18 protein-coding genes and 1 pseudogene are annotated in these 25813 nt (G+C 63.7%); 8 read left to right on the forward strand and 11 right to left on the reverse strand.

Annotated elements, in window-relative coordinates:
* Nucleotides 1–202: twin-arginine translocation signal domain-containing protein (locus tag NTV05_08880; GenBank protein MCX6544514.1), on the reverse strand; the 202-nt coding region annotated here is incomplete at its 3' end.
* 83 nt (nucleotides 203–285) lie between these two features.
* A complete protein-coding gene (locus tag NTV05_08885) occupies nucleotides 286–4053 on the reverse strand; it encodes a TonB-dependent receptor (GenBank protein MCX6544515.1) in 3768 nt (1255 codons plus the stop codon).
* A gap of 594 nt (nucleotides 4054–4647) precedes the next feature.
* Between NTV05_08885 and NTV05_08890 the strand changes: the two genes are divergently transcribed.
* A complete protein-coding gene (locus tag NTV05_08890; protein ID MCX6544516.1) occupies nucleotides 4648–6198 on the forward strand; it encodes a hypothetical protein in 1551 nt (516 codons plus the stop codon).
* Between the two features lie 90 nt (nucleotides 6199–6288).
* On the opposite strand, the gene NTV05_08895 is transcribed toward NTV05_08890, so the two are convergent.
* The 3 genes from NTV05_08895 to larB all read right to left on the reverse strand — a co-directional run bounded on the left by NTV05_08895 (nucleotide 6289) and on the right by larB (nucleotide 9770).
* Nucleotides 6289–7305, reverse strand: a complete 1017-nt coding sequence (locus NTV05_08895; protein MCX6544517.1) for a hypothetical protein — start codon at nucleotides 7303–7305, stop codon at nucleotides 6289–6291.
* 168 nt (nucleotides 7306–7473) lie between these two features.
* Nucleotides 7474–8658 carry a DUF2271 domain-containing protein gene (locus NTV05_08900; GenBank protein ID MCX6544518.1) on the reverse strand — a complete coding sequence of 395 codons (1185 nt, stop codon included), beginning with the start codon at nucleotides 8656–8658 and terminating at the stop codon, nucleotides 7474–7476.
* A gap of 299 nt (nucleotides 8659–8957) precedes the next feature.
* Nucleotides 8958–9770, reverse strand: coding sequence for a nickel pincer cofactor biosynthesis protein LarB (larB, locus tag NTV05_08905; GenBank protein ID MCX6544519.1), 813 nt, complete (start codon nucleotides 9768–9770; stop codon nucleotides 8958–8960).
* 460 nt (nucleotides 9771–10230) lie between these two features.
* On the opposite strand from larB, the gene NTV05_08910 reads away from it, so the two are divergent.
* Both NTV05_08910 and NTV05_08915 read left to right on the forward strand, forming a co-directional pair.
* On the forward strand, nucleotides 10231–12000 hold the full coding sequence (locus tag NTV05_08910) for a thiamine pyrophosphate-binding protein (GenBank protein ID MCX6544520.1): 1770 nt from the start codon (nucleotides 10231–10233) through the stop codon (nucleotides 11998–12000).
* Between the two features lie 3 nt (nucleotides 12001–12003).
* Nucleotides 12004–13338, forward strand: a complete 1335-nt coding sequence (locus NTV05_08915; GenBank protein ID MCX6544521.1) for an MFS transporter — start codon at nucleotides 12004–12006, stop codon at nucleotides 13336–13338.
* A 127-nt stretch (nucleotides 13339–13465) separates the two neighbouring features.
* Here the strand turns inward: NTV05_08915 and NTV05_08920 are convergent, their stop codons facing one another.
* Nucleotides 13466–14509 carry an FAD:protein FMN transferase gene (locus tag NTV05_08920; protein MCX6544522.1) on the reverse strand — a complete coding sequence of 348 codons (1044 nt, stop codon included), beginning with the start codon at nucleotides 14507–14509 and terminating at the stop codon, nucleotides 13466–13468.
* 116 nt (nucleotides 14510–14625) lie between these two features.
* On the opposite strand from NTV05_08920, the gene larC reads away from it, so the two are divergent.
* The 4 genes from larC (at nucleotide 14626) to NTV05_08940 (ending at nucleotide 19593) form a co-directional block, all read left to right on the forward strand.
* Nucleotides 14626–15834, forward strand: a complete 1209-nt coding sequence (gene larC / locus NTV05_08925) for a nickel pincer cofactor biosynthesis protein LarC (GenBank protein MCX6544523.1) — start codon at nucleotides 14626–14628, stop codon at nucleotides 15832–15834.
* 120 nt (nucleotides 15835–15954) lie between these two features.
* Complete coding sequence (locus tag NTV05_08930; GenBank protein MCX6544524.1) at nucleotides 15955–16257, forward strand: hypothetical protein; 303 nt, start codon at nucleotides 15955–15957, stop codon at nucleotides 16255–16257.
* Nucleotides 16254–17756 (forward strand): tetratricopeptide repeat protein, encoded by a 1503-nt coding sequence (locus tag NTV05_08935; protein MCX6544525.1) that lies wholly within the window; start codon nucleotides 16254–16256, stop codon nucleotides 17754–17756. Before NTV05_08930 ends, NTV05_08935 begins: the two co-directional genes overlap by 4 nt.
* A 250-nt stretch (nucleotides 17757–18006) precedes the next feature.
* On the forward strand, nucleotides 18007–19593 hold the full coding sequence (locus NTV05_08940) for a ThuA domain-containing protein (GenBank protein MCX6544526.1): 1587 nt from the start codon (nucleotides 18007–18009) through the stop codon (nucleotides 19591–19593).
* Nucleotides 19594–19694: 101 nt separating this feature from the next.
* Here NTV05_08940 and NTV05_08945 read toward each other — a convergent pair whose 3' ends face one another.
* Genes NTV05_08945 through NTV05_08955 form a run of 3 tightly spaced genes read right to left on the reverse strand, consistent with a single transcriptional unit; the run spans nucleotide 19695 to nucleotide 21953 of the window.
* Nucleotides 19695–20555: an alpha/beta hydrolase gene (locus tag NTV05_08945; GenBank protein MCX6544527.1), complete on the reverse strand. Its 861-nt coding sequence runs from the start codon at nucleotides 20553–20555 to the stop codon at nucleotides 19695–19697.
* A 44-nt stretch (nucleotides 20556–20599) separates the two neighbouring features.
* Nucleotides 20600–21514 (reverse strand): trypsin-like peptidase domain-containing protein, encoded by a 915-nt coding sequence (locus NTV05_08950; protein ID MCX6544528.1) that lies wholly within the window; start codon nucleotides 21512–21514, stop codon nucleotides 20600–20602.
* Nucleotides 21507–21953, reverse strand: a complete 447-nt coding sequence (locus NTV05_08955) for a YbjN domain-containing protein (GenBank protein MCX6544529.1) — start codon at nucleotides 21951–21953, stop codon at nucleotides 21507–21509. The genes NTV05_08950 and NTV05_08955 overlap by 8 nt, the downstream gene beginning before the upstream one ends.
* 165 nt (nucleotides 21954–22118) lie before the next feature.
* Between NTV05_08955 and NTV05_08960 the strand changes: the two are divergent.
* Nucleotides 22119–22415: pseudogene (locus tag NTV05_08960) on the forward strand (Na+:solute symporter).
* 85 nt (nucleotides 22416–22500) lie between these two features.
* Here the strand turns inward: NTV05_08960 and NTV05_08965 are convergent.
* Both NTV05_08965 and NTV05_08970 read right to left on the reverse strand, forming a co-directional pair.
* Nucleotides 22501–24201 carry a pitrilysin family protein gene (locus NTV05_08965; GenBank protein MCX6544530.1) on the reverse strand — a complete coding sequence of 567 codons (1701 nt, stop codon included), beginning with the start codon at nucleotides 24199–24201 and terminating at the stop codon, nucleotides 22501–22503.
* A 35-nt stretch (nucleotides 24202–24236) separates the two neighbouring features.
* Nucleotides 24237–25781 carry a pitrilysin family protein gene (locus NTV05_08970; GenBank protein ID MCX6544531.1) on the reverse strand — a complete coding sequence of 515 codons (1545 nt, stop codon included), beginning with the start codon at nucleotides 25779–25781 and terminating at the stop codon, nucleotides 24237–24239.
* Between the last annotated feature and the right edge of the window lie 32 nt (nucleotides 25782–25813).

A 25813-nucleotide genomic window follows, 5' to 3' on the forward strand; every position in this document is an offset into this window, starting at 1 on the left:
TGCCCGTCGGAATCGGCCCCGCGACCACCGGCGTCGGCTGCGCCTGGCCACGCCCGCCCTGCCCCCGACCGGGCGGCGGCTGCCCGCCCTGCTGAAAGGCCAGCAGCGAATGCTCTTCCCAACTGTAGACCGCGGCCGTTGTCGCGGCCAGCGTGCCGGCTGTCCTGATGAAACCACGACGACTGACCTTTTTCCCTGCCATAGAAGTCTCCTCACCAAGAAGGCAATTCCACTCTCGTCAAGACACCAAGTCAGGGCTTCCTGGAGCCGCCCCGACCACTGGCGTCAGAAGCTGAATCGCGCCGTGAACTGCATCGACCGCGCTGTCTGATAGCCAGTCGCCACGCCGAACCCTGCTCCGCGCGGCTTGGACTTCGAGTCGATAACGTTGCCACTCGCATCGAACGGCAGGTTCGTGATCGTTGTCGGAGTACTCGGGCTGTTCAGGTTCATCGTCGTGTTGCGGCCGGTGATGTTGCCAAAGTTGGGGGCGTTGAAGATATCGAGACGAAGCTGGACGTTCCTGCGCCCACCCAGCGAAATCGTCTTGTTGATCGACAGGTCCAGACTCTGCTGGAAGCATCCGTACACGTAGTTGTTCCCGGATTCCAGACCGACGCTGCCGACAGCCGGACCCTGGAATGCGGCCGCGTTGAACTGCCGGAGGGGGTCCGAACTGCAGCCCTGGCCGGGGTCGCCGATGACGAGCACGCGCGCCGCGAAGTCGGGCGATCCCGTCAGATTGAGATTGCCGCCACCGCTGGTGTAGTTGGGGGTGATGGTGTAGGGCGTTGCGGTGATCCCGGTCCAGATGCCCGACACTTGCCAGTCGTTGACGAAGCCCCCCAGGATCTTCTGCCCGAGAGACCCACCCGTCTTCATGCGCGGCAACTCGTAGATGAAGTTCACCTTCATCTGGTGGGTTGATGGGTTCTGGTTCCCGAGGAGCGCTTGCGCCTGAGCCTGGTCGGTGCGATCGGTGACCGTCCGGTTCGCGTAGTCATGCTGAAAGCGATCGCTGATCTTGGCCCGGTCGTAGAGCTGGATGGTGTCGACGAATCCGAACGCCAGGTGGTTCCTCATGCGCCTTTGCAGCGAGATCTGGATCGAGTGAAACTTCTCCCACTGGTTGAATGTGATTTGCGTAATCGCCCCGTACCCCTTGTAGAAACGGACCTGGTTGGGATTCGTGCTGACCAGCGAGCCCGCGACGCCTGTGGTCGTTGACGACGGATCCTGGAGGGCCGGATCGAACCCCGCCCCAATGTCGATGCTGTTGATGTTCTGCGACGAGGTCCACTTGTTCCACGCGTACGAGCCGGTGTACGACGCGTCCAGCGTCATGGCCCATGGCAACACCATCTGCACGCCGCCGTTCCACTGCAGCGCCGTCGGGACCTTCGGCGTGTATTCGAAGGTTCGCAGGGCGGAAGGCGAGACGGTGGCCAGGCCGGTGGCGCTCAAGTCCTGCAAATAGCCGTAGCGCACCGTGACCGTCTGCGAGGTGGGAGGGTTGTTGACAACGGTATAGGACTCCTGGGTCTGCGTCCGATCGTAGAAGATTCCTCCGCCGCCTCGCACCACGAACTTCTGCTGTCCGGTGACGTCCCACGCCACGCCCCACCGCGGTCCGAGGACGAGCGAGGGGAACTTGTAGTACGTCTTCGCGATGTCGGTTCCCGGAATGTGCAGGCCGTTCAGGGCGTTGCCAGTATTCGGCACGAGGGTGCCGACGATGACGCTCGCCTGGGCGCTCGTGCCGACCTGCTGGCCGGTGAGCGGGTTGATGGCCACACGGTTCGTACCTGAGCACGGGTACACGCCGTTGGCGCACCCATACTGATAGAGGGCCGGTGCCTTGGAGGCGTCATACGTGTTGGGCAGGAAGTTCGAGCCCTGGCCGCGCTCATCGAAGACGGCCCGGTAGTTGCTGAACCGCATGCCGAAGTCGAGCGTCAGGTTCGGCTTGATCTTCCAGTTGTCCTGGAGGTACCCCTCCATGGTCCTCGAGTTGTTCGCGCCTTCAGTCCATCGCGACGTCTGGGTGATATTGCTGAAGACGCCCAGCGCCGCGTTGGAAAAGCCGAATTGGCTGTCGAGCGGATTGAGGGTGTCGTTACCGAACGTGTAGGTCCCTTGCATACTCGACCGGCCATCCGTCTGCACGCTCTGGATGAAACTGAAACCGGCCTTCATCGTGTGGCGCCCTTTGACCTTGGTCACGCTCGCGTTGGCGCCGTTGGTGATCTGGGTCTGGATGAACTGCGCCCACGCGATGTTCGGCGGCGCATTGGTGACGCGGCTGCCCCACGCAAACGAGGGCACCATGTGGGCAGTTGTGCCGTCCCACCACGGCACGTCGACAGAGTTGAGGACTTGATACGCCCAGTACGATGGGTCGATGTTGAAGGCGTCGGGAAATATATACGGAAGGTCTCCCATGCCGTTATCGTTGCGGTTGGATTTCGGACTGGTCGCAAGCCCGCCCTGCGAGCCGCAGAAGGTCGGCGAACCCCCTGGAACCGAGCAGCCCGACTGGGCGTGGCTGTTCCGGCTGTAGTTGACCTCGACGTAGGTCGTCGAATTGACGCTCCAGTTGACGTTGTACATCTGCCCGTAGATGCCAATGTTGTTTACCGTGATGTCGGTGAAGCCGGGGATGTTCTGCGGGAAGTCCCTGGTCGGCTGCTGATAGATCGCGACCCGGGCCGAGGCGCGCAGATTACTTAACGCCTGGTAGTCGAGCTTCAAGACGGGCGCGTAGCCGTTCGCATCGACTTTGGGCGTCAGGGTTTGATAGTTGTACGCCACGCCCGCGACCGTCGGCAGGTTCGGTTCCGGATACCACTTCAGGATATTCAGACCCGTCTGGTAGAGCCGGTTCGCCGGGATCTTGCCCAGCACGCCGCCGTCCTTGAAGCAGGCCGTGGTGTTCGCGGCAGAGCAGGTGCCCGAGATGAGCGGGTCCTTGATGTACGGATACAGGTTGCCGTTGTTGTCCAAGGTCTGGGAAAAGTCGCCTTGCCGCTCCAGCAGCGTGGGCATGCGATAGCTGACGACCGAGCCGGCCCTAGTCCGCGGGTTGAACTCCAGGTTGAAGAAGAAGAACAGCTTGTTGTTGTGGCCGGGTTTGCCGACCGGGCCGCCGAGCGACCCGCCATAATCCTTCTCATTACTCAGCGGCTTCGGGTCACCATTGAGGATGTTGGTCTTGCTGTTGGAGTTCCAATCGGAGTTCCGTGCCACGTAATACAACCCGCCGCGCAAGTCGTTGGTCCCGCTCTTGGTGACGACGTTTACCTGCATTCCGGCGGACCGGCCGTACTCCGCCTGATAGCTGGACGTGACGGCCTTGACTTCACTCACCGAGTCGACGCTGACTTTCATCGACTGGCGATTGATGCCCGGGTCCATGTTGACCGCCCCGTCAACCATGAAGGTCGTTTGGCCCGCGCCACCCAGGACCTGCACCGTGGTCAACGTATCGGTTGATACCTGGACGCCAGGCGTCAGCTGGAGCAGCGCGCCAAAGTCGCGGCCCAGGATTGGAAGGGACGCCATCTGCTGGTTGGTCACCGTAAACGACTTTTCACCGCTCACGGCCTGAACCAGCGAGACCTCGCCTTTCACGATGACGGTCTCTGCGGCTCCGCCGATCTCGATGGTCAGCTTGCCAATGCTCGTGACCGGCCCGGAGCTGATGTCGAAGCCCGACTTCTGCAGCTTCTTGAACGACGGTATCTCGACCGTCACCGTATACCTGTCCGGGGGGAGGTTCGGGAACACGAACACCCCCGCCCCACTGGTGACAGTTGTGCCGAGCGTGGTACCTTTCGTCTCGCTGGAGAGGACAACGGTGGCTCCAGGAATCGCTCCTCCCTGGGTGTCCACCACGGAACCCGTCAAGCCGCCCGTGGCCTGTGCCGATGCGGAAGCCGCCATCGTCAGTACGAAGAGCGCGACGGCGACACCGGTGCTGATCAACGGCTTGACGTGCCCGCCCAGGTCTTCAGGCGCCGTACTCGCGATGCGCCGAGAGTGTGTCCACTTCATGATTGTGCCTCACCCATGCGATGGTTGATATTATTCCGTCGACCTTCCTGGCCTTCCGCTGATCGAATAGTGTTCTTCGAACTTCTCGGCGCAAAACTGCGCGGCCCTCTCTAGACGCGCGAAGTCACGGGAAACCGGAGTCGCTGGCGACGAACCGCTTCAGCAGGGTAACGAACTTTTAATGCCGGCAAGGTAGCGCCGACTTCACTGAATTCAAAGTGTTTAACGGTACTGCTACGGTATCGCGCCACTGGCCGAGAAGAGAGGGGTCTCAACTCAGCCCTCTACTCACGGCAGGCTCGCATGGAAATGTGCGCCGCAGCGCGTCGCGCCACCTGTCGGACTGTAACCGTGACGGTACCGTTAACTGCGGCGCGCTTCGGCCTGGCCGACTTAGACTGACCCGCTGGCCGCCTGACTCCGTAAGAACGCCCTGCTGTGAGAACTGGACGTCACAACGCGGCGTGGCCAGGGCCTTGAATGGCGGGGGCCACCGCTACCCGTGGAGGTGCCGTACTCTTTCGGCACGCTTTGGCAGCGTCCAGGGGAAGATCGCATGTCGTTGGAGAAGCTTGCTGCCCTCAAGGAGGCGCCATGAAACGACTCGTCCGTCAAGCGACCCTTGCGCTGATGGTGGGTTCCATCGTGTTGGCGACAGCGGCCCTCTTGGCCCAACGAGGCCCTGGCGGGTCGGCGGAACCGCTCCCGCTGCCGAAGGCCGAGGAGTTCCTGCTCTTTGGCAACTCCCTCCGTGGCGCCGGCGAGCCGATGGTCGCCGTCGATCCGTCGGATCCGAGGCACGTGATCGCCGTCGCGATGGGGAATCTACACGTGATCGACGGAAAGCACACGACCGGCAACTCGGTCCATCACGGCGTCGCGAACTCCACGATCAACTGGCTTGCAGTGAGCCATGACGGGGGGCAAACGTTTGCCGTAAGGGAGCAGCCGATTCTCTCCGGCAAGCTGACGCGTTGTCCCGATGCCATTGCCGACGTCATGAAGGACGGAACGTTTCTCGCCGGTTGCGAGCCGCGCGAAACGGCGAGCGGCCCGGATTACTTCGGAATGTCGGCCCTGATGGTCTCGCGCGACCATGGCGAAAGCTGGGGCCCCGTCGTCCAGTTGATCAGCGATTACGAACTCAACCGATTCGCACCCGGCCTCAGGCCCGTATCGGGCGGATTTCCCAAGGGCGCGCCGAATCGCGTGGCGAGCAATTCTCCCTGGGATCGTCCGTACACCGAAATCGACGATTCGAGCGGCGTGATCTACGCCGCCGCGCAGGGCGGCTCGGCGTATGCCGATGAGTCGGGGGCGCAACGGCGGTCGCAGGCCTACATCACGGCGTCGACGGATGGCGGCAAGAACTTCGGCACGGTGTACTCCTGGGATTCGCCGGAGTACGTCCAGTCGAGCCGCGGCGTCGGCCAGGCCGCCGCATTTGGCGTTGTCGCGGTGGTGTTCACCGCCAGCAAGGTGCCGGCGAGCGAGGGCTTCACGTGCCCGTGTCCGGTCTGGGGTCTCAGCCGCGACCGTGGCAAGACGTTTACCTATCATGTCCTCAAACACCTGATGCCGCCGGGGGGGCCGCTGCCGGCTCCCGCTCCTGCCCCGCCGCCTCCGGGAGCCGCGGGCCGTGTGGGACAGGGCAGCGGACGCGGGCCGGCCGGTCCCACGCCGGGATCAATTTCCGCAGACCACACCAAGGCCGGTCGCTTCGCCATGTTGAAGACGGAAGGCCCGCGGTACAGCATCGCCGTCAGCGAAGATTACGGGCGCACGTGGGGTCCGTACATCACCGCTGGAACGGTACCCGATGCCATCAGCTTCACCAAGCCGCGGTTCGAATTCTCCCGCGATGGCGTGATCGGCCTCATGTGGCGCGCCGTCTATGCCGACCGCTCGTACGACATCTGGGCGTCCATCTCGCGCGACAGCGGCAGAACGTACAGCAAGCCGCTGCGGGTGAGCCACGCGAAATCGCCTGCGCGCGATGCGTTCCGGGACGGGGGCGGGTTTGGCGACGATATCCAGGATCTGTCGATGGACAAGCAGATCATGCACTTGGTGTGGGGCGACTCGCGCGCCGGGTTCCAGGGCGTGTGGTACGGCCGTGTGCAGTTGAGCACGTTTGAATTCTGAGTCTCCGGGCGAACGGCGGGAAGACACGAACGGCCGCAAAGTGAAGTGCTTTGCGGCCGTTCGTGGGCTTTCGCCGTGGCTCTTGTCGCCCTAGGCCAGCCAGGGCCGGGTTCTGCCGAGCTTGTCCTTGTCCAGGAGGATCTGCTTGGCGACGTTCGTGTTGTCGGCGACTTGAAAATCGTACATACCCGCGACCACGAAATCGCAGCCGTTCTGGAAGCAGAACTTGAAGGCATCCCGTGGGGCAATCGCGCCCGCCGCCAAGACCTTGAATCCAATCCACGGAACCTTGACGCTCGCCATGAACGCGGCGGTCTGCTTCGGGGTCGTGTCCCACAGGTTGTTGTGGCTGCCCCATGACCCCAGTTCCGCCTGCGCCAGTTCCGTGTCCGAGGGCTTCCACTTGGGATCCGGTTCCTTGGGCGGGCCCGCACTCCAGTAATTGCCACTGTTGAACGTCTTGACATAGAAATCCGGGTGGATGCCCGCCTTTTCGAGCGCCATCGGCACATCGATCAGGTGGCAGCAGACCCCGGACACGAGACCGGCCTTCCTCATGCCCTCCAGAGACTTGCCAATTACGTCAATCCGTTTGGACTTGAAGAGCCCATCGGCTGAGTTCCCGTGGACGTACCCCAGCTTGGCCCCCATATCGAGCGCCATGTCGAGGTCGCGCGTCTGGTCCTGTTCGCTCACACTGAGCCCCGCAAACCACTGCAACTTCCCGCCGCGCTCCTTCATATACTTCTTGACGGGGTTGACCATCTGCGGCGCCATCCGGGCAAAAGAGGCGTTGATGCCCTGCTTCTCGTACATCGCAAACGTCTCGAGAATCTTCTCCTCGGTGAAATACGCCCGGAGCAGCTGGGACGTATACAGCAGGTCCCGCGAGTGCGCCTGGCCGACCACCAGGTTGTGCCCCGCGATCAGCCGCGTGATCTCCAGATTCCCCAGCTTGCCCGTCGGAATCGGCCCCGCGACCACCGGCGTCGGCTGCGCCTGGCCACGCCCGCCCTGCCCCCGACCGGGCGGCGGCTGCCCGCCCTGCTGAAAGGCCAGCAGCGAATGCTCTTCCCAACTGTAGACCGCGGCCGTTGGCCGTAGCAACTTTCTTGAAGAAACTGCGGCGGTTCACCTTGTCCGGACTCATAGATGCCTCCTGGTGAATGCTGCCTGAATGGCAGTCGAGCCCATCAAAATGGCCGAATCGAGGGGCCGGCTCGGCACCCCCAGAACGGGTCTTCCCATCGTGTCGGCGATCTCCACAACGCCCCCTCACTTTGAGGGAGCAACGTACCGGACTTCAACGTCTCGAACGAACTGATCGGTCACGGCCAGCTTTCCCGGCCCATAGGCGATCTCTATCTTGGCCTGGGCGTTGGCGGGGCCGACTGCGATTTGTCCATAGTGCAGCACATTGTACTGCTCGGTGATGTGGACCTGAAACTTGAACTGGTAGGTGCCTGGCGGCACTCCGAGCGCAGCGAGGTCAAAGATCTTTTCCTCCGCCCCGACGTTCGGAGTCGGCGCCGTAACCGCATCTACCTCGGGCTTTGGCGCCTTCTCCCAGTGAGCCAGCTTTACCCAGTCTGGGCAGGCCTGTCCGAGCTTGTACTCGCCATTTGACAGCTCCTGACTTACAAACAGCGTCTTGACCAATCTCCCCTGCATGTCCTCCAGCCACATTGCCGTATGGTAGGTGGGTTCTACGCTTGTCGGCGGCAGATAAAAATAGGCCACGTACAACGTCCCCGAGGCCGCCAGCGGCTGCGCTGCCCGCTGCGGCACGGCCTGTCCATTCAGAGACGGCCCACACGCGAACAGCAGCAGCAACCCTGCCGTCCACCGCACCGGCGTGATGACACGCCTCATCGTCATGAACATTGTTATCGCCCTCCCCTCCGCCGATATGAACCGACCGCCAATGCTCTCCGCGAATCCGCTCCAGCGCCCGCCCAATGTCGCCCCATGGTCACGTACGAAGGACGATGACGGTAGGTTCGTCGTTCTCGGTCTCCCGCCGAAACCCAGCCAGGTCCAGCGTGACGTACCGATACCCGGCCGATCGTCCCCGAGATCGCTTGCGTTGTTTCCATCGACGATGCAGTCGAATCTCCCGGCCGACTGGATATCAACCAGGTGATCGTACAGATTCGCCTTGCAGTAGAAACAGCGGTCGCCGGCGTTGGCGAGGTAGTTCGAATCCAGATGCTCGGTGGTATCGACGATCCGGTACGGAACTCCAAGCTTCTCGGTGAGTTCGACGGCATCGCGCATCTCGCGTAGCGGGTAGCTGGGGGAAGCTCCGATGCAGGCCAGAGACCGTTCGCCAAGCTCCTGGTGGGCAACAGTCATTGCCAGTGCGCTATCGACTCCGCCGGAATACGCAACGATGACCGATCGCATCTCCCGAAGAAGTTCGCGCAAGCGGGCGAGTTTGTCGAGGAGGGCTGGTGTCATTCATCTCCAGCGCGGAGGCCACTGCTCGGGCCACGGGAAGATCGACATCGTCGCCGGCCGAGTGATACTCCCCCAGTATGCCGCGAGACGAGAAATCACGTCGAAGTGTACGGTAGCCGCACGGTTACAGCCCGCGAACCCAGACTACTCCGAGTCGCTCATCGGCGTGAAGTCCGACCTTCTCGGGCGGAGCAGCCAGGCCGTTCTGTGGGGCTCGGAACTCAAGAGGCGCGGGCCTGACGCAACCGTGCCAGACACGCACCAGCGCACGTTGTCGTGTGACCCGCCCGGGGCGCGTCTTAGACAGTGGCTCGTCGTGCGACGTGTTCCGTCGTACCGCCGACGATCCGGCGGTTGATGCTGGCCGCCAGGTACCCGGCGCCGAACCCATTGTCGATGTTGACCACCGCGACACCAGGTGAGCACGAGTTCAACATCGCAAACAAGGCCGTGAACCCGCCAACGCTGGTTCCGTACCCGACGCTGGTCGGCACGGCCACGACGGGAGCCGAAGTCAAACCGCCGACGACACTGGCGAGGGCGCCTTCCATGCCCGCCACGACGATGACGACGTTCGCGCGCTGGATGGTTCGCGTGTGCCGCACCAACCTGTGGAGCCCGGCCACCCCGACGTCGTAGATGCGTTCAGGCTGGTGTCCGAGCACGTCGAGCGTACGCGCGGCTTCTTCCGCGATGGGCAGATCCGCCGTGCCGGCCGACATCAGCACGACGCCGGGAACCAGAGGATTCCGGCGCGGCGCGTCGATCCACAGCGTGCGTGCCAGCTCGTCGTACTTGACGGCACGGCAACGCCGCCTGGCAGCCCGAAACTGCGCCGGTGTCGCGCGGGTCCCGAGCACAGCCTGTCCCGTGCTGGCGAGCCGGATGAAGATTTCGGCAACCTGGGCCGGCGTCTTGTTTTGGCAGAAGACCACTTCGGGGAATCCCTTGCGCAACGTCCGGTGATGGTCCAGGCTCGCGAACCCAAGCTCCTCGACGGGCAGGGCGCGCAGGTCGCCGACGGCTTCGTCGATCGAAATGGTCCCCTTGCTGACGCGCTCGAGCAGGAACCGGATGTCTCGTTCGGAGCAGGGCGTGATGTTCCGCTTCATCGCTATATCCTCGAGATGTATCGCAAGTGTTCCGGCAGCCCCGGGGCCCCGGAAGCCCGGCGGTCGCTGTGCTGCCGTCTTACCGAATGCTATCGCCGATCGTGGCGTCGATCGAGCAAGTGGCCGACTCACGCCGCCAGTCGTTGACGCGAGCGATATCAGGACATTCGTGGCCCAGAATGGCACCCTGCCGCTTACTGTTCAGCTGGTCCGACAATCGCCAGGCAGTTCAATCCAGTGCAGAGTGGGTCCCACCAAGATGGCCCGCAAACTAGCATTGTTGGAACATGACGACAATGCGGTTACCGTGTCGCTACAGTAACAAGTGTCTACGGGTGGGCCGGATCGACATAATCATCACGTCCCACTGCTTCGCCCCTCCGGACGGGGAGCGGTTCGGCGAGTTCTGCAACATTGAGGTTTTCTAGTATCGACTGGAACGGGGGAGGATTACCGATTCATGTCCACAACGATTTCGACCAACACCAACGCCGTTGCGACACCACCGGGAACACGCATTGCCGCCTACCAACTCACCGAGTACCTCGAGCGGATTGGCGTCGAAGTTATCTTTGGCCTGTGCGGCCACACGATCATCGCGCTGCTCCACGCGCTCAGCCAGAGCAAGATCAAGTTCATCGGGACGCGCCATGAGCAACTGGCCGCCCACGCGGCCGAAGGCTACGCGCGCGCCACGGGCAAGGTGGGCGTGATGCTCTGCCACCTCGGGCCCGGCCTGACGAACGCCGTCACGGGCGTGGCCAACGCCGCCCTCGATTCGACCCCGATGGTCGTGATCGCCGGCGACGTCCCCTCGCATTACTTCGGTCGGCACGCGCACCAGGAAGTGCAGATGCACGCCGATGGCGACCAGAGCCAGATCTACCGGCCGTTCTGCAAGCGCGTCTACCGGGTCGATCGGCCCCAGGATCTACCCCGGATCATCGAACGGGCGTTCCATCTTGCGCAGACAGGCCGGAAGGGCCCGGTCCTGGTCGACGTCCCTATGGACGTGTTCTCGGCGGACCTGCCCGTCGGCGCCTTCAACAAGGCGCCGGCTCCCATGACCAGGCCGATGATCGACGCCGACACCACGGCGGGGATCGTAGACGCGCTCGCCAACGCCGCGCGTCCGGTTCTCTACGCCGGAGGCGGCGTGCTGTCGTCCCGCGCGACCGCGGAGTTGGCCACCCTCGCCGAAGCCCTTGAGATTCCCGTCGCCCACTCACTCATGGGCAAGGGGTGCCTGCCGCACGATCATCCGTTCTTGATGGGCATGACCGGCTACTGGGGCACGCCGCTCTCAAACGAGAAGTGCCGGACCGCCGACTTGATCGTGGCGATCGGGACACGATTCGGCGAATGCAACTCCAGTTCGTGGTATACGGACTATACGTTCCAGATGCCGCCCACCCGGCTGATCCACATTGATGCGGACCCGGCCGAGATCGGGCGTAACTACCCGACCGAACTCGGAGTGGTGGCCGATGCGAAGCTCGCGCTGACCGCGCTGGCGAAGGCTGCCAAGGGCCAGACTCACAAGGACCGTGGTTCGCTGCGGACCGAGATTGCCAAGGCCCGCGCCGAGTACGTTGCGCGTTTTGCCGCGCAGTGGGAGTCGGACCAGTTCCCGATGCGCCCTGAGCGAATCCTGAGCGAGTTGAGGAAGGCCCTGCCCGAGGACGGCATCATCGTCACCGACGTGGGCTGGAACAAGAACGGCCTCGCCCAGCAGTTCCCGATTAGCATCCCGGGCACCTTCATCACGACGAGCGGCCTGGCGACGATGGGATTCGGGCCGGCCGCCGCTCTTGGCGTCAAGTGCGCGCTCCCGAACCGCCCGGTCGTGGCTCTGACCGGTGACGGCGGCTTTGGTGCGAATCCATCCGTCATCGCGACGGCGATGGAAGCGAACATCCCCGTAGTCTGGCTCGTCATGGACAACGCGCAGTTCGGCGTCATTGCCGGCTTGGAGAAGGGGCAGTACGACACGACGTTCGGCTGCGTCTTCCTGCGCAACGACGAGTCGTATCGAGTGGACTGGGCTCAGGTCGCGAAGGGCTACGGCGCCGAGGGGATGTACCTCCAGTCTGCCGATGAGCTCGGGCCTGCGCTGAAGAAGGCTCTAGCGTCAGGGTTGCCGACGGTCATCCAGGCTCCGATGGAGAACGTTCCCACGCCGACTCCGGGGTACTGGAACATCCACGACATCTACCGCAAGGGTTGCTGAGACGTGTCGCAAGACGTCACGTCGCCCACCGCGTCCGCTGCCGCGCACGGCGGGAAAGGGTTCCCGCCGTCGCTGCTCTCGTCGTTCGTCTGGGGAATCGCCGCGTTCTTCTATCTGGCGGCATTCTACCTCCGCACACAGCCCGCCGTGATGACGACGGAGCTGATGCGCGATTTCGGGATGAACGCGAGTCAACTTGGCGTACTGGCGGCGTTCTTCTTCTACGCCTACGTCGCGATGCAGATCCCGACAGGAGTGCTGGTGGACTCCTGGGGAGCGCGGCGCCTCCTCGTGGCCGGGTCCATCATGGCCGCCGTGGGCTCTATCTTGTTTGGGGCGACGACCAGCTTCGGTCTCGCCGCCCTCGCTCGTGCGATCACGGGCGCCGCCACTGCCGTTGGGTGGGTGGTGACGCTGAAGCTGGCCACACACTGGTTCCCGTCCAAGCGCTTCGCCACGCTGTCGGGGCTTGGCCTCTTCATCGGGAATTTGGGAGCCCTGGTGGCACAAGTGCCGCTGCGCCTGCTTGTTGACAGCTTCGGTTGGCGTTCAGTGTCAATCGTCTCCGGCGCCGTGATGGCGGGCGTGGCTGTCCTCGCGTGGACGGGAATCCGGGACGACCCGAGCGAACGCGGCTACGACACCTACGCGCCCAAGACGGCGCAGTCGGCGAGTCACGTTCCCGTGCTGCAGTTGTTGAAGGGATTCAAGGAGGTCTTCCGATACCGAAACACCTGGCTGATATTCCTCGCCCAAGGCTCCTTCGTCGGATCCATCCTCTCGTTCACCGGCCTCTGGGGTGCGCCCTTCCTGAAGGCTCGCTTCGGGGTTTCCGGGACCACGGCCGCCGGCGTGTGTTCAGTGATGATCGTCTCTTGGGCGGTGGCGAGCCTCACGTGCGGCTACCTGTCGGACCGCACTGGCCAGCGGAAACCCGTGTACCTCACGGGAGCCGTCGTGGCCGCGGCGGGCTGGTCGGTGTTGTTCTACATGCCAGGCCTTTCGCTCTCGGTGTTCGTCGTTATCGCCGCTGTGACAAGCTTCGCCTGCGGAGCAGTCGTCCTCGGGTTCGCGTATGGGAAGGAATCCGTGCCGGCGAGGTATCTCGGCACCATCTCCGGCGCCATCAACGTCGGGAACATGATCGGGCCGACGTTGCTCCAGCCTGGTATCGGCTGGGTTCTGGATCGACAGTGGGCCGGGCAGACAGTCAACGGGCTGCGGGTCTATGACGTCTCCGCATTTCAGACGGCATTCCTGCTCGTGATCGTGTGGTCCCTGGTGGGATCGGTGCTCATTGCGTTGACCACGGACACGCACTGCAAGCAATCGGCGTGACGGGCCGGGACACCGGCGTGCGGATGCGGTCGCGACGACGCTCGAACATGTCCAGGAGGGCTGGCGTGGTTGCCTGTCTGGCCTGACCGCGGGCGGACGGCCAGCGGCTCCACACCCGGCCGGCCGTCTACCTCTTAACGTGAACGGGCGTCTCCACGTCACGAGAGAATGTGCCCTTCGACCACGGGGTGGTCCAGGTTGCGCCGCCACTCTCGCACGCTCCCTCAACCCGCAGAATGTGAATCTTTCGACGTTCGCCGAGCAGTGCAATCAACGTTTCCCGCGGCAGGATGAAGGCGGCCTTGGTCAGCGCGTCGGATTCCGTTGCGGTGTCCGCCGTGAGGCTCACTTGGCACATGTTCTCGACCGGCTCGCCGCTCCTCGGATCGAAGATGTGCCCGTAACGGTGCCCATCGATCTGGACCGACTTTTCGGAAACGCCGGATGTCGAAAGCGCGTTATCTCGAAGAAGCACGAACCGAAGGAACGTCGTTGGCTTCGAGGGATCCCTCACACCCACTTTCCATCCCTCGCCATCCGGCGGGCGTCCCAGCGCGTACAACGTGCTGCCCCCCGCGCTGACCAGCGCGGACGAGATTCCGAGACTGCGGAGAACCGAGACCGCCCGGTCGGCCGCGTAACCCTTGCCGATACCTCCTGGATCCAATTCGAGCCCTTCGACCGCGTACGACACGGTTTGAGAGACGTCGTCGAGCCGCACCTTGTCGAAACCCGACCGTGCCTTCGCGGCCGCGGCATCCGACGGAGAAGGCCGGGCCGGGCGCGGCGAGAAGAATCCCCACGCGCGCACGACCATGCCCATCGTCGGATCGAAGGTGCCGAGCGTCTCGTCGAAATAGCTTCGGCACCGCTTCACGAAGTCGTACAGCTCGCGCGACGCTCTGAATGGCGCCTTCGCCGCCCCGGTGTTCATTCTGCTCAGTTCGCTGTCAGGCCGGTAGTTGCTGAGCAGACCGTCGACGCGTTGCATCTCATCGAGCGCCGCACCGATGGCGCGTTCCGCCAGCTCGCCGTCGGCGTGGTACACCTGAATCTCAGCCAGCGACCCCATCACTCGACGAGACTGACGATGGAGTGTCTGTTGCGGGATACCCGTGGATCCGAGCGCGAAGACGGCACACGCCAGTACGGCAATCGAGATTCGCTTCATGGCGGGCTTCTCTCTCCCCAAGTCCCTCGTCCAGCACGCAGATGTTATCACCCGTGGCGGGATGTGTTGCCTCGGTTCCACTATTCTCCTGTTAGAGTGTCGAATTGGAGTCGCAGATGATTGGCTACTTTGATCTCGCGTCAGGAATCTCCGGCGACATGATGCTCGGATGCCTTGTCGATGCGGGGTGGGGTGTCGAGGAGCTGTGCGGTGTCGTGACTCGTCTGCACCTCGATCCTGCAGAATGGTCAGTGTCGGCTCGGCCAGTGACACGCGGCGCCCTCCGTGCGACCCTGGTAGAGGTGTCGGCAGCGGAGAGCCATCATCAGCGTCACCTCGGTGACATCCAGCGACTGCTGGAATCTTCGTCACTGCCCGCGACTGTGGTGTCACGAGCCTCTTCGGTATTCGGGCGTTTGGCGCGGGCCGAGGCGAAGGTGCACAACACCACCCCCGACCGTATCCACTTCCACGAGGTCGGTGCGGTGGACGCGATCATCGACATTGTCGGCACGATTGCCGGCCTTGAAGCCCTTGATATTTCGCAGGTCTTCTCATCGCCCCTACCACTCGGTGGCGGCTGGATAGAGTCCGCACATGGTGTTCTCCCATTGCCCGCCCCCGCAACACTGGAACTCCTGAGTGCTGCAAGTGCTCCGACCACCGCCGCCTTGGGTCCAGGGGAGTGGGTGACGCCAACTGGTGCGGCACTCGTGGCCGAACTGGCCGGATTCTCGCAGCCGGCATTCACCCTTGCACGTGTGGGCGTAGGGGCTGGTCACCGAGACGCGGCATGGCCCAACGTCGCCCGGCTATGGATCGGAGAACCGCTCACGACTGGCGGGCTTGTTCAGGTCGATACCAACATCGACGACATGAACCCGCAACTCTATGGCGCGGTCTCCGAACGCCTGTTCGCCGCCGGGGCCAAAGACGTGTGGCTCACGCCGGTCCAGATGAAGAAGGGACGGCCGGGCGTCGTGCTGAGCGTCATTGCCTCGGCCTCGTCTGAGGGCGCTATTGCCGATGTCGTGCTGCGGGAGACCACGACCCTCGGCGTTCGTGTCCACCGACTGACCGGCCGCCACGAGGTCCGTCATGAGAAGCGAATCGTGGACACCCTCTACGGCCCGATAGGCGTGAAGGTGAAATGGCTGGAGAACACTCCAATTGGGGCGACTCCCGAGTACGAAGAGTGTGCCGCGCTTGCCCGCGGCCGGTCGGCGAGCGTCAAGGCTGTCGTCGAAGCGGCCGCGGCGGCCGCGCACGGGCTCCTCGCGGAATTGTCTGCCGGTCGGCGTCCGTCTCTCTCGAGCGGTTCGTGACAGTGACGTCGACCAGATACGTTCTGACGCTCGATACCGACGGAGCCAGGAACCACGGATCTCCGATCGCACGACAGGTGGGCGGGCTGCCCCTTCCCGGTCCTGATCTAACATATGGGCATGTCGAAGACACGAACCGATGCTGCGCTCGGCCAGGGCTGGGAACCACAGGTCCGGCAGCAATTGGATCGAATCCTCGCGGGGACGACGTTCCAGCAGGTCGACCGCTTGCGGCGATTCCTGAGCTTCGTGGTGCTCGAATCCATCGCCGGCCACTGGGATGAACTGAAGGAGTACGTCGTCGGCATCCAGGTCTTCGGAAAGGAGGCGTCTTTCGACCCCCGGTCCGATCCGGTGGTCCGCGTTCAGGCCAGACGCCTCCGCGCGAGGATCGTCCGGTATTACGCGGAAGAGGGCCAATGATCGAACTGCCCAAGGGTGGATACGCCCCGGTCTTCACGCGCCGCGAGGTCGGCGCGGCTCGGCGGCGCTCACTCAGTTCCTCCATTGTGAATCGCAATACGGCTTGCGTCCTGGCGTTCGCCGATCACAGTCCCGCGGGCGACCTGGCGTATTTCTGCCGGGGGTTAAGGGAGGAGATCATTCACCACCTGTCTTCTCTGGCGAACCTTCGGGTACTGGCCTGGGACGGGAGCGATCTCCCAAACCGACCGGGCGGCCAACCGAGTACGAGCGACGCGGCGGTGATCATCAGCGGGAGTGTGCGCAGGGCTGGCGGACTCGTGCGTGTGACCACGCAGTTCCTGAACGGCGCGACTGGCTGCTATCTCTGGTCCACGTCGGTCGACGGAGCGATCGTGGACATGTTCGACCTGCAGGAGCGTGTGGCCAGGGCGGTGGCTGACAAGCTCGGATCCGAACTCATCGACATCTCCACCGCCGGAAGTAACCGGCCGGGAACAGTGAACCTGGCGGCCTACAATTTGTACCTGCAGGGCCGCTATCACTTGAGCCAGAGGACCGAGGAGGGACTACTGAAGGCCGTTGAGTTCTTCGAGAAGTCCCTCGCTGAAGATGCCGAGTACGGGCGCGCACACGCGGGCTTGTCAGATGCCTACGCGCTGCTCGCGCATTATGGGGTCCTCGGGCCGGCCGACGTCTGGACCAAGATCGCTGCGACCGCGGCATCGGCGGTCATGCTCGACGGAACCTCCGCGGAGGCCCACACCTCGCTCGCTCACGCCAAGGCCACACAGGACTGGGACTGGCAGGGCGCCGAGCAGGCTTTTCGGAGGGCCATCGCGCTCGATCCACGATACGCGACGGCGCCTCACTGGTACTCCACGACGGTGCTGGTTCCGACAGGGAGGCTTGACGAAGCGATCGCCCGGCTGCTCGTCGCGCAGTCGCTTGATCCCGTGTCGACGATCATCGCCCGCGACGTCGCGATGATGTATTACTACAAACAGGATTACGACTCGGCCCTTGAACGTTGTGACAGCGCCATCGAACTGAATCCCCACTTCCCACCCGCCTACCTGACACTGGCCTTCGTCCAGGAGCAACGGAACGATCTCGACGAATCAGAAGCGGCGCTCGAGCGCGCGGTACGCCTTGCACCGCTGAGCCCGCGGTCCACTGGGGCGCTGGGCCGGCTCTTTGCAATCACAAACAGGCGGCGGCAAGCCTTCAAGCTGCTGCACGACTTGAAGGCGCTGGCGAAAGACCGCTATGTGACACCTTTTGAGTTCGCGTCACTTCACTTTCATCTGGGCCAGATTGACGAGAGCGTCAAATGGCTCTCAAAGGCCGTCGACGATCGCAGCTTCGAATTGCTGTCGATCAAGGCTGATCCACGATTCGCGTCCCTCAGGACCCATCCCAGTCTGGTCCCGATCATCGCACGTGTCGGAGTCGTGGCGCCGCCGGCCGACTCGATCTTTCACGCGCCCGGCCGGTAACCGTAACAACACGGTAACCGTTGGCGTCTCGGCGTAGCACCGGTGGTATCCTTCCCCGCCGAGGGGCAGCGACACGTCGTCGGTCCACGGTTCCCTCCTCCCCGGGTTGCCGGCCCCTCACCTTCCCTCAGGGATTCTCATGATGAACCGGCAGTCGGATAGGACCTCGCGTATTCCCACTGCCATTGTCTTGGCGATCACCGTCGCGGCGGCATTCGCCGCGTTCCTCGACGCCAGGCAAGGCGCGCCAGTGAAACGGCCGCTTAAGCATGTCCTGGCTTGGGGAGATGTGCGGGCCGGCTACCAGCACGACTCGATCTCCCACGCCTTTGCCGTCATCGAGCGTCTCGGACGCGAATCTGGGCTCTTCGACACGTTCATCAGGACCGATTCGCAGACGATCACGAAGCGGCCCCTGGATTTCGGTGACGCCCAAATCGCACTGGGGGAATCGTTTCTCTACCGCAATCTCAGCTACTTTGATGCCATCGTGTTCTACGGCGTCAGGGAGGTCCCGCTCGGGCCCGATCAGAAGGCCGACTTGATGTCGTTCATCAAGGAGGATGGCAAGGGGTTTGTGGTCATCCACGCCGGAGGCAATGCGTTCATGTCATGGCCCGAATTCGGGGACATGATCGGCGGTCGATTCGACGAACACCCCTGGGGTATTGCGGACGCGTCGATCATCGTCGAGGACCCGTTGTTCCCCGGAATGGAGGACTTCCCCTCCGGCACGGTGATCAACTCCGAACACTACCAGATGAAGGGTTTCTCCCGGGACAAGCTGCGGGTACTCGCCCACCTGGACGCCAGCAAGCTCGACCTCACCGCTCCGATGGTACACAGAAAGGACGGTGACTTCCCTGTCGCGTGGGCAAAGTTGCACGGCAAGGGTCGCGTCTACTACTCCAACCTGGGTCATGGGGAGGATGAGTGGGATCTTCCGGTGGTCCAGCGGATGTACCTGGGAGCCATCAAATGGGCGTTGCGGTTGGTCGATGCCGATGTGTCGCCGCAACCCCGTCCGGCAACGCCGGATCTCGCGATGACGACCAAGAAAGTCGAGGTGGCCGCGCCGCGCCCGCAGGGCGACCAGAAACGCCGCTACCGGTTTGCTGAGGCCAACACGGACGTTCCCTACCGGCTCTTCATTCCTCAGAGATGGGACGGCCGGCAGAAGCTGCCGCTCGTCGTCATGTTGCACGGAGGGGCCGCTGACGAGAACGGACCGTTCGACCGAGAACCCGCCGAACTGAAAGGGGTTGTGTTCCGAGAGGCCGAGAAACACGGTTTCATCCTGGTGTCGCCAGCAGGCTACGGCGGACGGTACGGCGCCACGCTCCAGCCCAAGGCGGCCGACGGCGCCCCGGCGTCCGTCGCTCTGCGCCCCGAAGCCGACCCGAGCCAGGAAGAACGTGAGCGTCGCAACGGCCTGAGCGAAAAAGACGTCATGAATGTCATCGAACTGGTCGCACGGGAGTACGACGTCGATCGTCAGCGGATCTACCTGATGGGCAACTCGATGGGCATGATTGGGACGCTACACCTGGCGGCAAAGTACCCGCACATCTGGGCCGCGATAGCGCCTAGCGATGGTCCGACCGACCCGGCAGCCTATCCCTATGAGCGGATCACGGGCATTCCAGGCATCCGGATTGTGCACGGCGAGCAGGACACGATCACGTCGATCGACGCCAGCCGGGAGATCGTGAGTCGCATGCAGGCGGTCGGCGCCAACGCGACATTCGCGCGTGTCAGAAATGGAACCCACGACACTGCCTGGTACATCGCGCTGCCGGAGACGTTCGATTTCCTGGAGAAATACCGACGTCACTGATCCGCCGGCAACCGGCGCAGGCGCGAGGATCGTGACGCGAGCGCACAAGGCACCAACCCGTTCCGCTCTACCGCGCTCCTTCATCGATCCATCCTGGTTGCTCACGTTCGTCTCTCCGCGGCCGCTGGACTGTCGAATTGGGCCTCAAGAAACTGCCTGATCAAGCTCGGCACCGCCGGGTCGCTGAATCGTCCGTGGCCGCCGCCCTTCACCGTGTAGAACGTCACCGGCACGCCAGCCGCCTTCAGCGCATGCGCCAGCATCTCGCTCTGGTGGTGCGGCACCAGCCGATCGGAATCGCCGTGGACGATTAAGAACGGCGGCGCCTCAGCCGACACGTATTCAACCGGGTTGGCGAGCGCCACCTTTTCCACATTCTCCCGGATCGGCCCGCCAATCACGCGCGACTCCGGTGAGTCCGGCGAATCATGCTCGAGCCCGCCCGGAAGACGGTGAGCATCCATCTGCAGGAAATCGGTCGGACCGAAGAAGTCGATGACGACCGCCACCCGACTCGATACGCCGAGGTGGTCCCCGACATCGAACGCGTTGGCGCCGCCCGCCGTCCCTAGCAGCGCGGCCAGGTGCCCGCCAGCCGACTCGCCCCACGCCGCGATCCGTTCGCCGTCAATCCCGTACTGTCCGGCGTTCGCCCGCAGCCAGCGCACCGCCGCCTTGCAATCCTCTATCTGCGCCGGGAACACCGCCTGTCGACTCAGGCGGTAATTGATCGATGCGACGGAGTAGCCCTCATCCAGGAGCCACAACGGAACGTTCTGGGCCTTGCTCCCCTTCTGGAATTCGCCCCCGTGAATCCACACGACCAGCGGCACACCTTCGTCAGGCGCTCCGAGCAGGAACAAATCCAACTGCTGCGGCGGCCCGCCCCCAGCGACGTACGGAACATCGATGTGCACCCTGGTGCCAGGGGGAACCACCGATCGCACGGGTATTCGCAACATATGCCGGGCACGCACCGCCGAAGGCCAGTCACCTCACCCCGAGGCTACAGTTGAAGCCTCCAGGGCTTGACCGTCACCGCCTGAAGCCGCCCTTGCCGCACCAGGTCGACGACAGTCGAGCGGCCAATACAGTCGGCGTTCAGTACGCCAAACAGCGCTGGCGGATCAGGCATGGGCGTCCCGCCCACCCGCAGGATGAAATCGCCGACCTTCAGCGCCTGTCCCCGCTCCCGCGTGAGGCGGACCACTTCGAGGCCGCGGACTGGTTCTCCGCCCACCTCGCGTGTTCGGCCTCTGATCGACACTCCGATCGTCGCTCTGATGACGCAGCCGTGATTCATCAAGTCCGGGACGACGTCCCTGACGGTCTCGACAGGGATGGCCAGACCAATGTCATCCGACTCCGCGTCGATCAGCGTCGTCACACCAATCACGCGGCCACGCACATCGACCAGCGGCCCGCCAGAGTTGCCCTCGTGAATCCCGCAGTCCGTCTGCAGCAGGTGATAGTGCGGCCGGCCGGGTCCGGCGACCGCCGTCCGCGCCAGGCCAGACACGACGCCAATCGTCACGGTTTCCGGGTAACGCCCGAGCGGATTCCCCGCCGCCAGACACAACTCTCCGGCACGCGCCGCCGAGCGCCGAAGCGGCAGCGTGTGCTTCCACGTACCGTCAAGCTTGAGCACAGCCAGGTCGGAGATGAGATCGACCCCAACGATACCTGCCAGAGCGGTGGAGCCACCCTGCATGGTCACCGACACCGGCGGTTCCATCCCGGCGACGACGTGATGATTCGTGACGATGTGACCGCGAGTGTCGATGAAGAAGCCTGACCCGCTGCTGCCGCCGTCCGGCGTCGGACCCGATATGGCGACCGTCGCACGCAGCACGCGGGCCGTGAGTTCAGCCAGTTCGTCGCTCAGCCGATCAAGCACCCGTCCGACGGCCACCTCAGGCATCCACGGCCTCCTCGTCGTCGTCCTGGTCGGCCCTGGCCGTCTTGCCGCCAAACTTCTTCGACAGAAGGGTATCGAGCCTGTCGGCCGCCTCGGCAAAACGCATGCAGATGTCGTGGAACTGCCGGTCGTCGAGCGTATCGGCCGGCACCTCCCACGCAGCAATGATCAGATCTTCGTACTTGAAGAGCCGGATCGCGAGTTCGGAAGCATTGGCGCTGTTCAGCGCTTCGAGGAGCCGGGCCTTCTTCCTCGGCTTCGAGACCAGCACCGAGGAAAACTGGAGCATGGGAAACGGATCGTCGAGCAACCGCAGACTGATATCCGCGCTGCCGTGGGGAAACACGTACTCGCCGCTCGCGTCGGGCGCGACTTTGTCGCTCCCGATCAGGGCCGCCAGGTTCTTCTCGACGAACGGTCTCAACACATCGATGCGGGACATGCCGCCTCCCGAATTGCGGGTGATCGCCAACCACAGGGGCGCGCCGTCTCCGGCCATCCGGACTGGGTCCATGACCGGCCGGGGCGCGGCGGAAAAGTCAGCCTATGTTATCGTGTCGCGGGCCGGCCGTGGTCGACCAACCTACTTTTCTGAGGATTGCAGGCGATGGACCTTCAACTGATTGACTGGGTTATCGTTGTCGTCTCCCTGCTGATCTGTTTTGTTCCCGCCTTGTTCTTCGCCAAGCGAGCTGGAAAGAGCACGTCCGAGTTCTTTGCGTCCGGTCGCGCGGTGCCTTGGTGGCTGGCCGGGCTGTCGATGGTCGCCACGACGTTCAGCAGCGACACCCCCAACCTGGTCACCGACATCGTGCGCCGCAACGGCGTCGCGGGAGACTGGGTGTGGTGGGCGTTTGCCCTGACGGGCGTCTCGACCGTGTTCTTCTATGCGCGGTTGTGGCGGGGATCGAGCGCGGCTGAAGAAGCACTCCCGGAGTGACGATCCTCCGGGTGAGGCCGGCCGGCGAGACCGGCCTCACTCGCGTCTGTTACTTCAGCGTCACGATGTGCACGGTGCCATCGCCGAGCTTCTTGGCGAGGCCGTCGATCGTCCGCCCGCCGTACTTGGCTGCCATCGCGTCGATGGCGCCCTGGTTCGGCAGCGTCTTGTCGGCGCCGGCCCTGCACTCATCGATATATCCAGTCACCAGCACGACCATCTTGTCCGGCTGCAGGTACTTCTTCGCGACCCGCTTGACGTCGGCCAGCGTCACCTTCTGGTAACGATCCAGATAGGTGTCGTAGTAGTCGCGCGGACGGCTCTCGAGTTCGAGCCGCGCGAAGTTGCCGATGTTGCCGAACACCGTCGAGAACATCGACGGGAACGCGTTCACCCGTGCCGACTTGGCGAACCGCAGATCCTTCTCGGTGACGTCGCCGCTGTACATCCGCTCGATCTCGTTCATGATGAGCTGTGACGCGAAGACGACCGTCGAGTTCTTGGTCTGGGTGAAGCCGGCGAAGGCGCCCGGATAGTGCAGGTCGGCACCGACGCTCGAGCTTGCTGAGTAGGCCAGCCCGTTGTCGTTGCGTACGATCTGGGTGATCCGCGACGAGAACGATCCCCCGCCAAGGGTGTAGTTCATCAGGTCGACCGCCGCGTAGTCCGGGTCATCCTGCGTGAGACTGATTGTGCCAATCCGGATGACGCCCTGGTTCGGCGTCGCGCCGAGCGGCTGGACCATGTAGAGCCCTGGCTTGGCCGCCATGCCCGTCACCTTCGGGTAGTTCGGCACGGCCTTCGCCTCGGCTGGCTTCCACTTGCCGAAGGTGCCCTCGAGCTTCTGCAGCATCTCGGCCTTCGTGAAGTCGCCGGCAACGACCAGGATGGCGTTGTTGGCGCCCCAGTACTTCTTGTGCCACGCCACGACATCGCCGCGGGTGATGTTGTTGATCGTGGCCTCGGTGACCTCGGCGGTGATCGGCGAGTCCTCGCCGTACATCAGCTTCTCCCACGTTGTCGTGGCCACGCCGCCGAGATTGCGGTTGCGGTTGCGCAGCGGCTGCGCCATCGACTCCTTCTCGCGCCTGATCCGATCCTCTGGAAACGCCGGATTCGTCAGGATGTCGAGCCAGAGCTTCAGCACCTCGTCCACGTGGCGCTTGTGGACGGACATCGAGGTCGGCGAAACACTGCCGGCCAGGAATTCCATCCGTTCGTTGATCTGGTCGGCCGTCATCGAGGTGGTGCCGCCCGATCGCATCACCGAGCCGCAGATGTTCTGGATGCCCAGTTTGTCTGCCGGTTCGAGAAACGAGCGCGCACCGCCGCCGCCGCCGCCCCGCCCCTGCGGCGCGTCTGCGTAGAGGCCTTCGACCACACCGCGGCCGCGGCCGCCGCCTCCACCGCCGCCGGCCACCGGTGTCAGCAATGTCGCCTCGACCCACGGGATCTCGTGGTCCTCGGCGATGTAGACCACCAGGCCGTTGGAGAGCGTGGTACGGAACTCGGCCGGCTTGGGCGGCTTGAAGCCCAGTGGCGGAAACTTCCCAAGGAACTGCTCGGGCCTGGGGCCCTGGGCGGCTTTCGCCGCGGGCGCAGCCGCTGTGCCTGGCGCGGGAGCGGCCTTGGCGGCCGCTGCCGGCGTCGTGCCCTGCGGTTTCGACGTCGCCTGCTCGGTGGCGTAGACCAACGCCACGAGCACTGGAAGCATCACGATCAAAGCCGAAATTCGTTTCAGCATCTTCATGTCCTTTTCCTTCTCGACCTGGCGCGCGGGCGCCGCTACTTCTCGCGCTCCATCACACCGGTGACGCAGTTGTCGCGGGTGAAGTACTTCTTCGCCACGCGCATCATGTCGTCGGGCGTCACGGCCATGCGCGCCTTGAACTCGTCTTCGAGATGCTGCCACGTGTAGGCGACCTCCATCCGCGCCAGCGAGCCGGCGATGCCGGTGCCCGCGAGGCTCTGGAGGTACTGCGCCTCGGTCGAATTCTTGATCCGCTGGAGCAGTTGGGCGTCGGCGGGCGTCGTCTTGGCGTCCTCGAGGTACGACCAGAGTTCCTTCTCAATCTGTTCGAGCGGCACGGTGAGCGCGCCCTGCACCTCTCGGCCAGTCGCGCTCATGCGGAACGATCCGTCGTACATCGAGTTCGACGCGCTCGCGTTGACGCCGGCCACGTGTTGCTGCTTGTCGACCAGGTCCATGTACATCTTCCCCGTGCGCGCGCTCATCACTCGGCCCAGCATGAACAGCGCCGGCACGTCGTCGTGCCACAGCGGCGGAATGTGGAACATGATCGTCACCGCCGGGTTGCTGGCCGCGCGGCCCAGCACACGCTTCTCGATGTACGGCGGCTTGAAATTCGCGCTGATCGTTCGCCGGTAGTACTCGGGCGAGGGCTCCTCAGTCCGCACGCGCGGGGACTTCCCCTTCGCCTTGATCGCGCCGAAGTACTTCGTCACGAGCGACATCACCTTGTCCGGGTCGAGGTCGCCCGCCAGCACCAGGGTCGCGTTGTCCGGGCGGTAGAACTTCTCGCGGTACTCGATCAACTCCTGCTTGGTCACCCGGCTGATGTCCGACATCCAGCCCACCACGCTCCAGCTGTAGGGACTCGCGGCATAGAACGTCGCGTTCAGCTGCTCCTGGAAGAAGAAGCCGGCGCCGTTCTCGCTCTGTCGGCGCTCCTCCGTGATGACGTCACGCTCCGAGTAGAACTCGCGGAAGACCGGGTTCACCATCCGGTCGGCCTCGAGCGCCAGGTACAGCTCCAGGGCGTTCTTCGGCAGCGTCACGTAGTACTGCGTCATCTCCTGGCCGGTGGACGCGTTGATGCCCGTGCCGCCGGCCTCCTGGTACGCGCCCCAGATCTCCTCGCTGGCGATCGTCTCCTTCTTCTCCCTGTCGATCAGTTCCGATACCTGCTTCTTCAGTGCCGCGATCTTCGCGACGTCACGTCCCTTGACCTTGGCGTCTTCAGCCGCGACCTGCTCCATCAGCGCGTCAATCTGGCGGTTGTACTCATCGTCTTTCGCGAGCGTGCCCGCCTTGATGCCCATGGACCGTGTGCCCTTGAACATCATGTGCTCGTGCAAATGTGAGATCCCGGTGATACCAGGGCGCTCGTTGACCGAGCCAACCCGGTAGGCCAGGATGCAGCGGATCAGGGGGGCCTCGGGTCTCTTGACCATCAGCACCTTGAGGCCGTTCGGCAGCGTCCGCTCGATGACCTGGCCGGTCAGGCTCAACTCCTGCGCATGCGTCGGGATAAACCAGACGCCGGCGAGCAGGAGAAGGCCGAGGCAGACGAACAATCGATGTTTCATGTCCGGATCTCCGTCCTTCGATGTGAGAAGAA

This window comes from Acidobacteriota bacterium, assembly GCA_026393755.1.
In the GTDB taxonomy this organism is placed as follows: Bacteria; Acidobacteriota; Vicinamibacteria; order Vicinamibacterales; family JAKQTR01; genus JBAXOX01.

Bases quoted from the DNA above. Each gene is read 5' to 3' on its own strand.
- larB (MCX6544519.1), bottom strand. From the start codon at position 9,770: ATGAAGCGGAACATCACGCCCTGCTCCGAACGAGACATCCGGTTCCTG.
- NTV05_08920 (MCX6544522.1), bottom strand. From the start codon at position 14,509: ATGAAGCGAATCTCGATTGCCGTACTGGCGTGTGCCGTCTTCGCGCTC.
- NTV05_08890 (MCX6544516.1), top strand. From the start codon at position 4,648: ATGAAACGACTCGTCCGTCAAGCGACCCTTGCGCTGATGGTGGGTTCC.
- NTV05_08945 (MCX6544527.1), bottom strand. From the start codon at position 20,555: ATGTTGCGAATACCCGTGCGATCGGTGGTTCCCCCTGGCACCAGGGTG.
- larC (MCX6544523.1), top strand. From the start codon at position 14,626: ATGATTGGCTACTTTGATCTCGCGTCAGGAATCTCCGGCGACATGATG.
- NTV05_08970 (MCX6544531.1), bottom strand. From the start codon at position 25,781: ATGAAACATCGATTGTTCGTCTGCCTCGGCCTTCTCCTGCTCGCCGGC.
- NTV05_08965 (MCX6544530.1), bottom strand. From the start codon at position 24,201: ATGAAGATGCTGAAACGAATTTCGGCTTTGATCGTGATGCTTCCAGTG.
- NTV05_08950 (MCX6544528.1), bottom strand. From the start codon at position 21,514: ATGCCTGAGGTGGCCGTCGGACGGGTGCTTGATCGGCTGAGCGACGAA.
- NTV05_08930 (MCX6544524.1), top strand. From the start codon at position 15,955: ATGTCGAAGACACGAACCGATGCTGCGCTCGGCCAGGGCTGGGAACCA.
- NTV05_08900 (MCX6544518.1), bottom strand. From the start codon at position 8,658: ATGACACCAGCCCTCCTCGACAAACTCGCCCGCTTGCGCGAACTTCTT.
- NTV05_08955 (MCX6544529.1), bottom strand. From the start codon at position 21,953: ATGTCCCGCATCGATGTGTTGAGACCGTTCGTCGAGAAGAACCTGGCG.
- NTV05_08885 (MCX6544515.1), bottom strand. From the start codon at position 4,053: ATGAAGTGGACACACTCTCGGCGCATCGCGAGTACGGCGCCTGAAGAC.
- NTV05_08910 (MCX6544520.1), top strand. From the start codon at position 10,231: ATGTCCACAACGATTTCGACCAACACCAACGCCGTTGCGACACCACCG.
- NTV05_08935 (MCX6544525.1), top strand. From the start codon at position 16,254: ATGATCGAACTGCCCAAGGGTGGATACGCCCCGGTCTTCACGCGCCGC.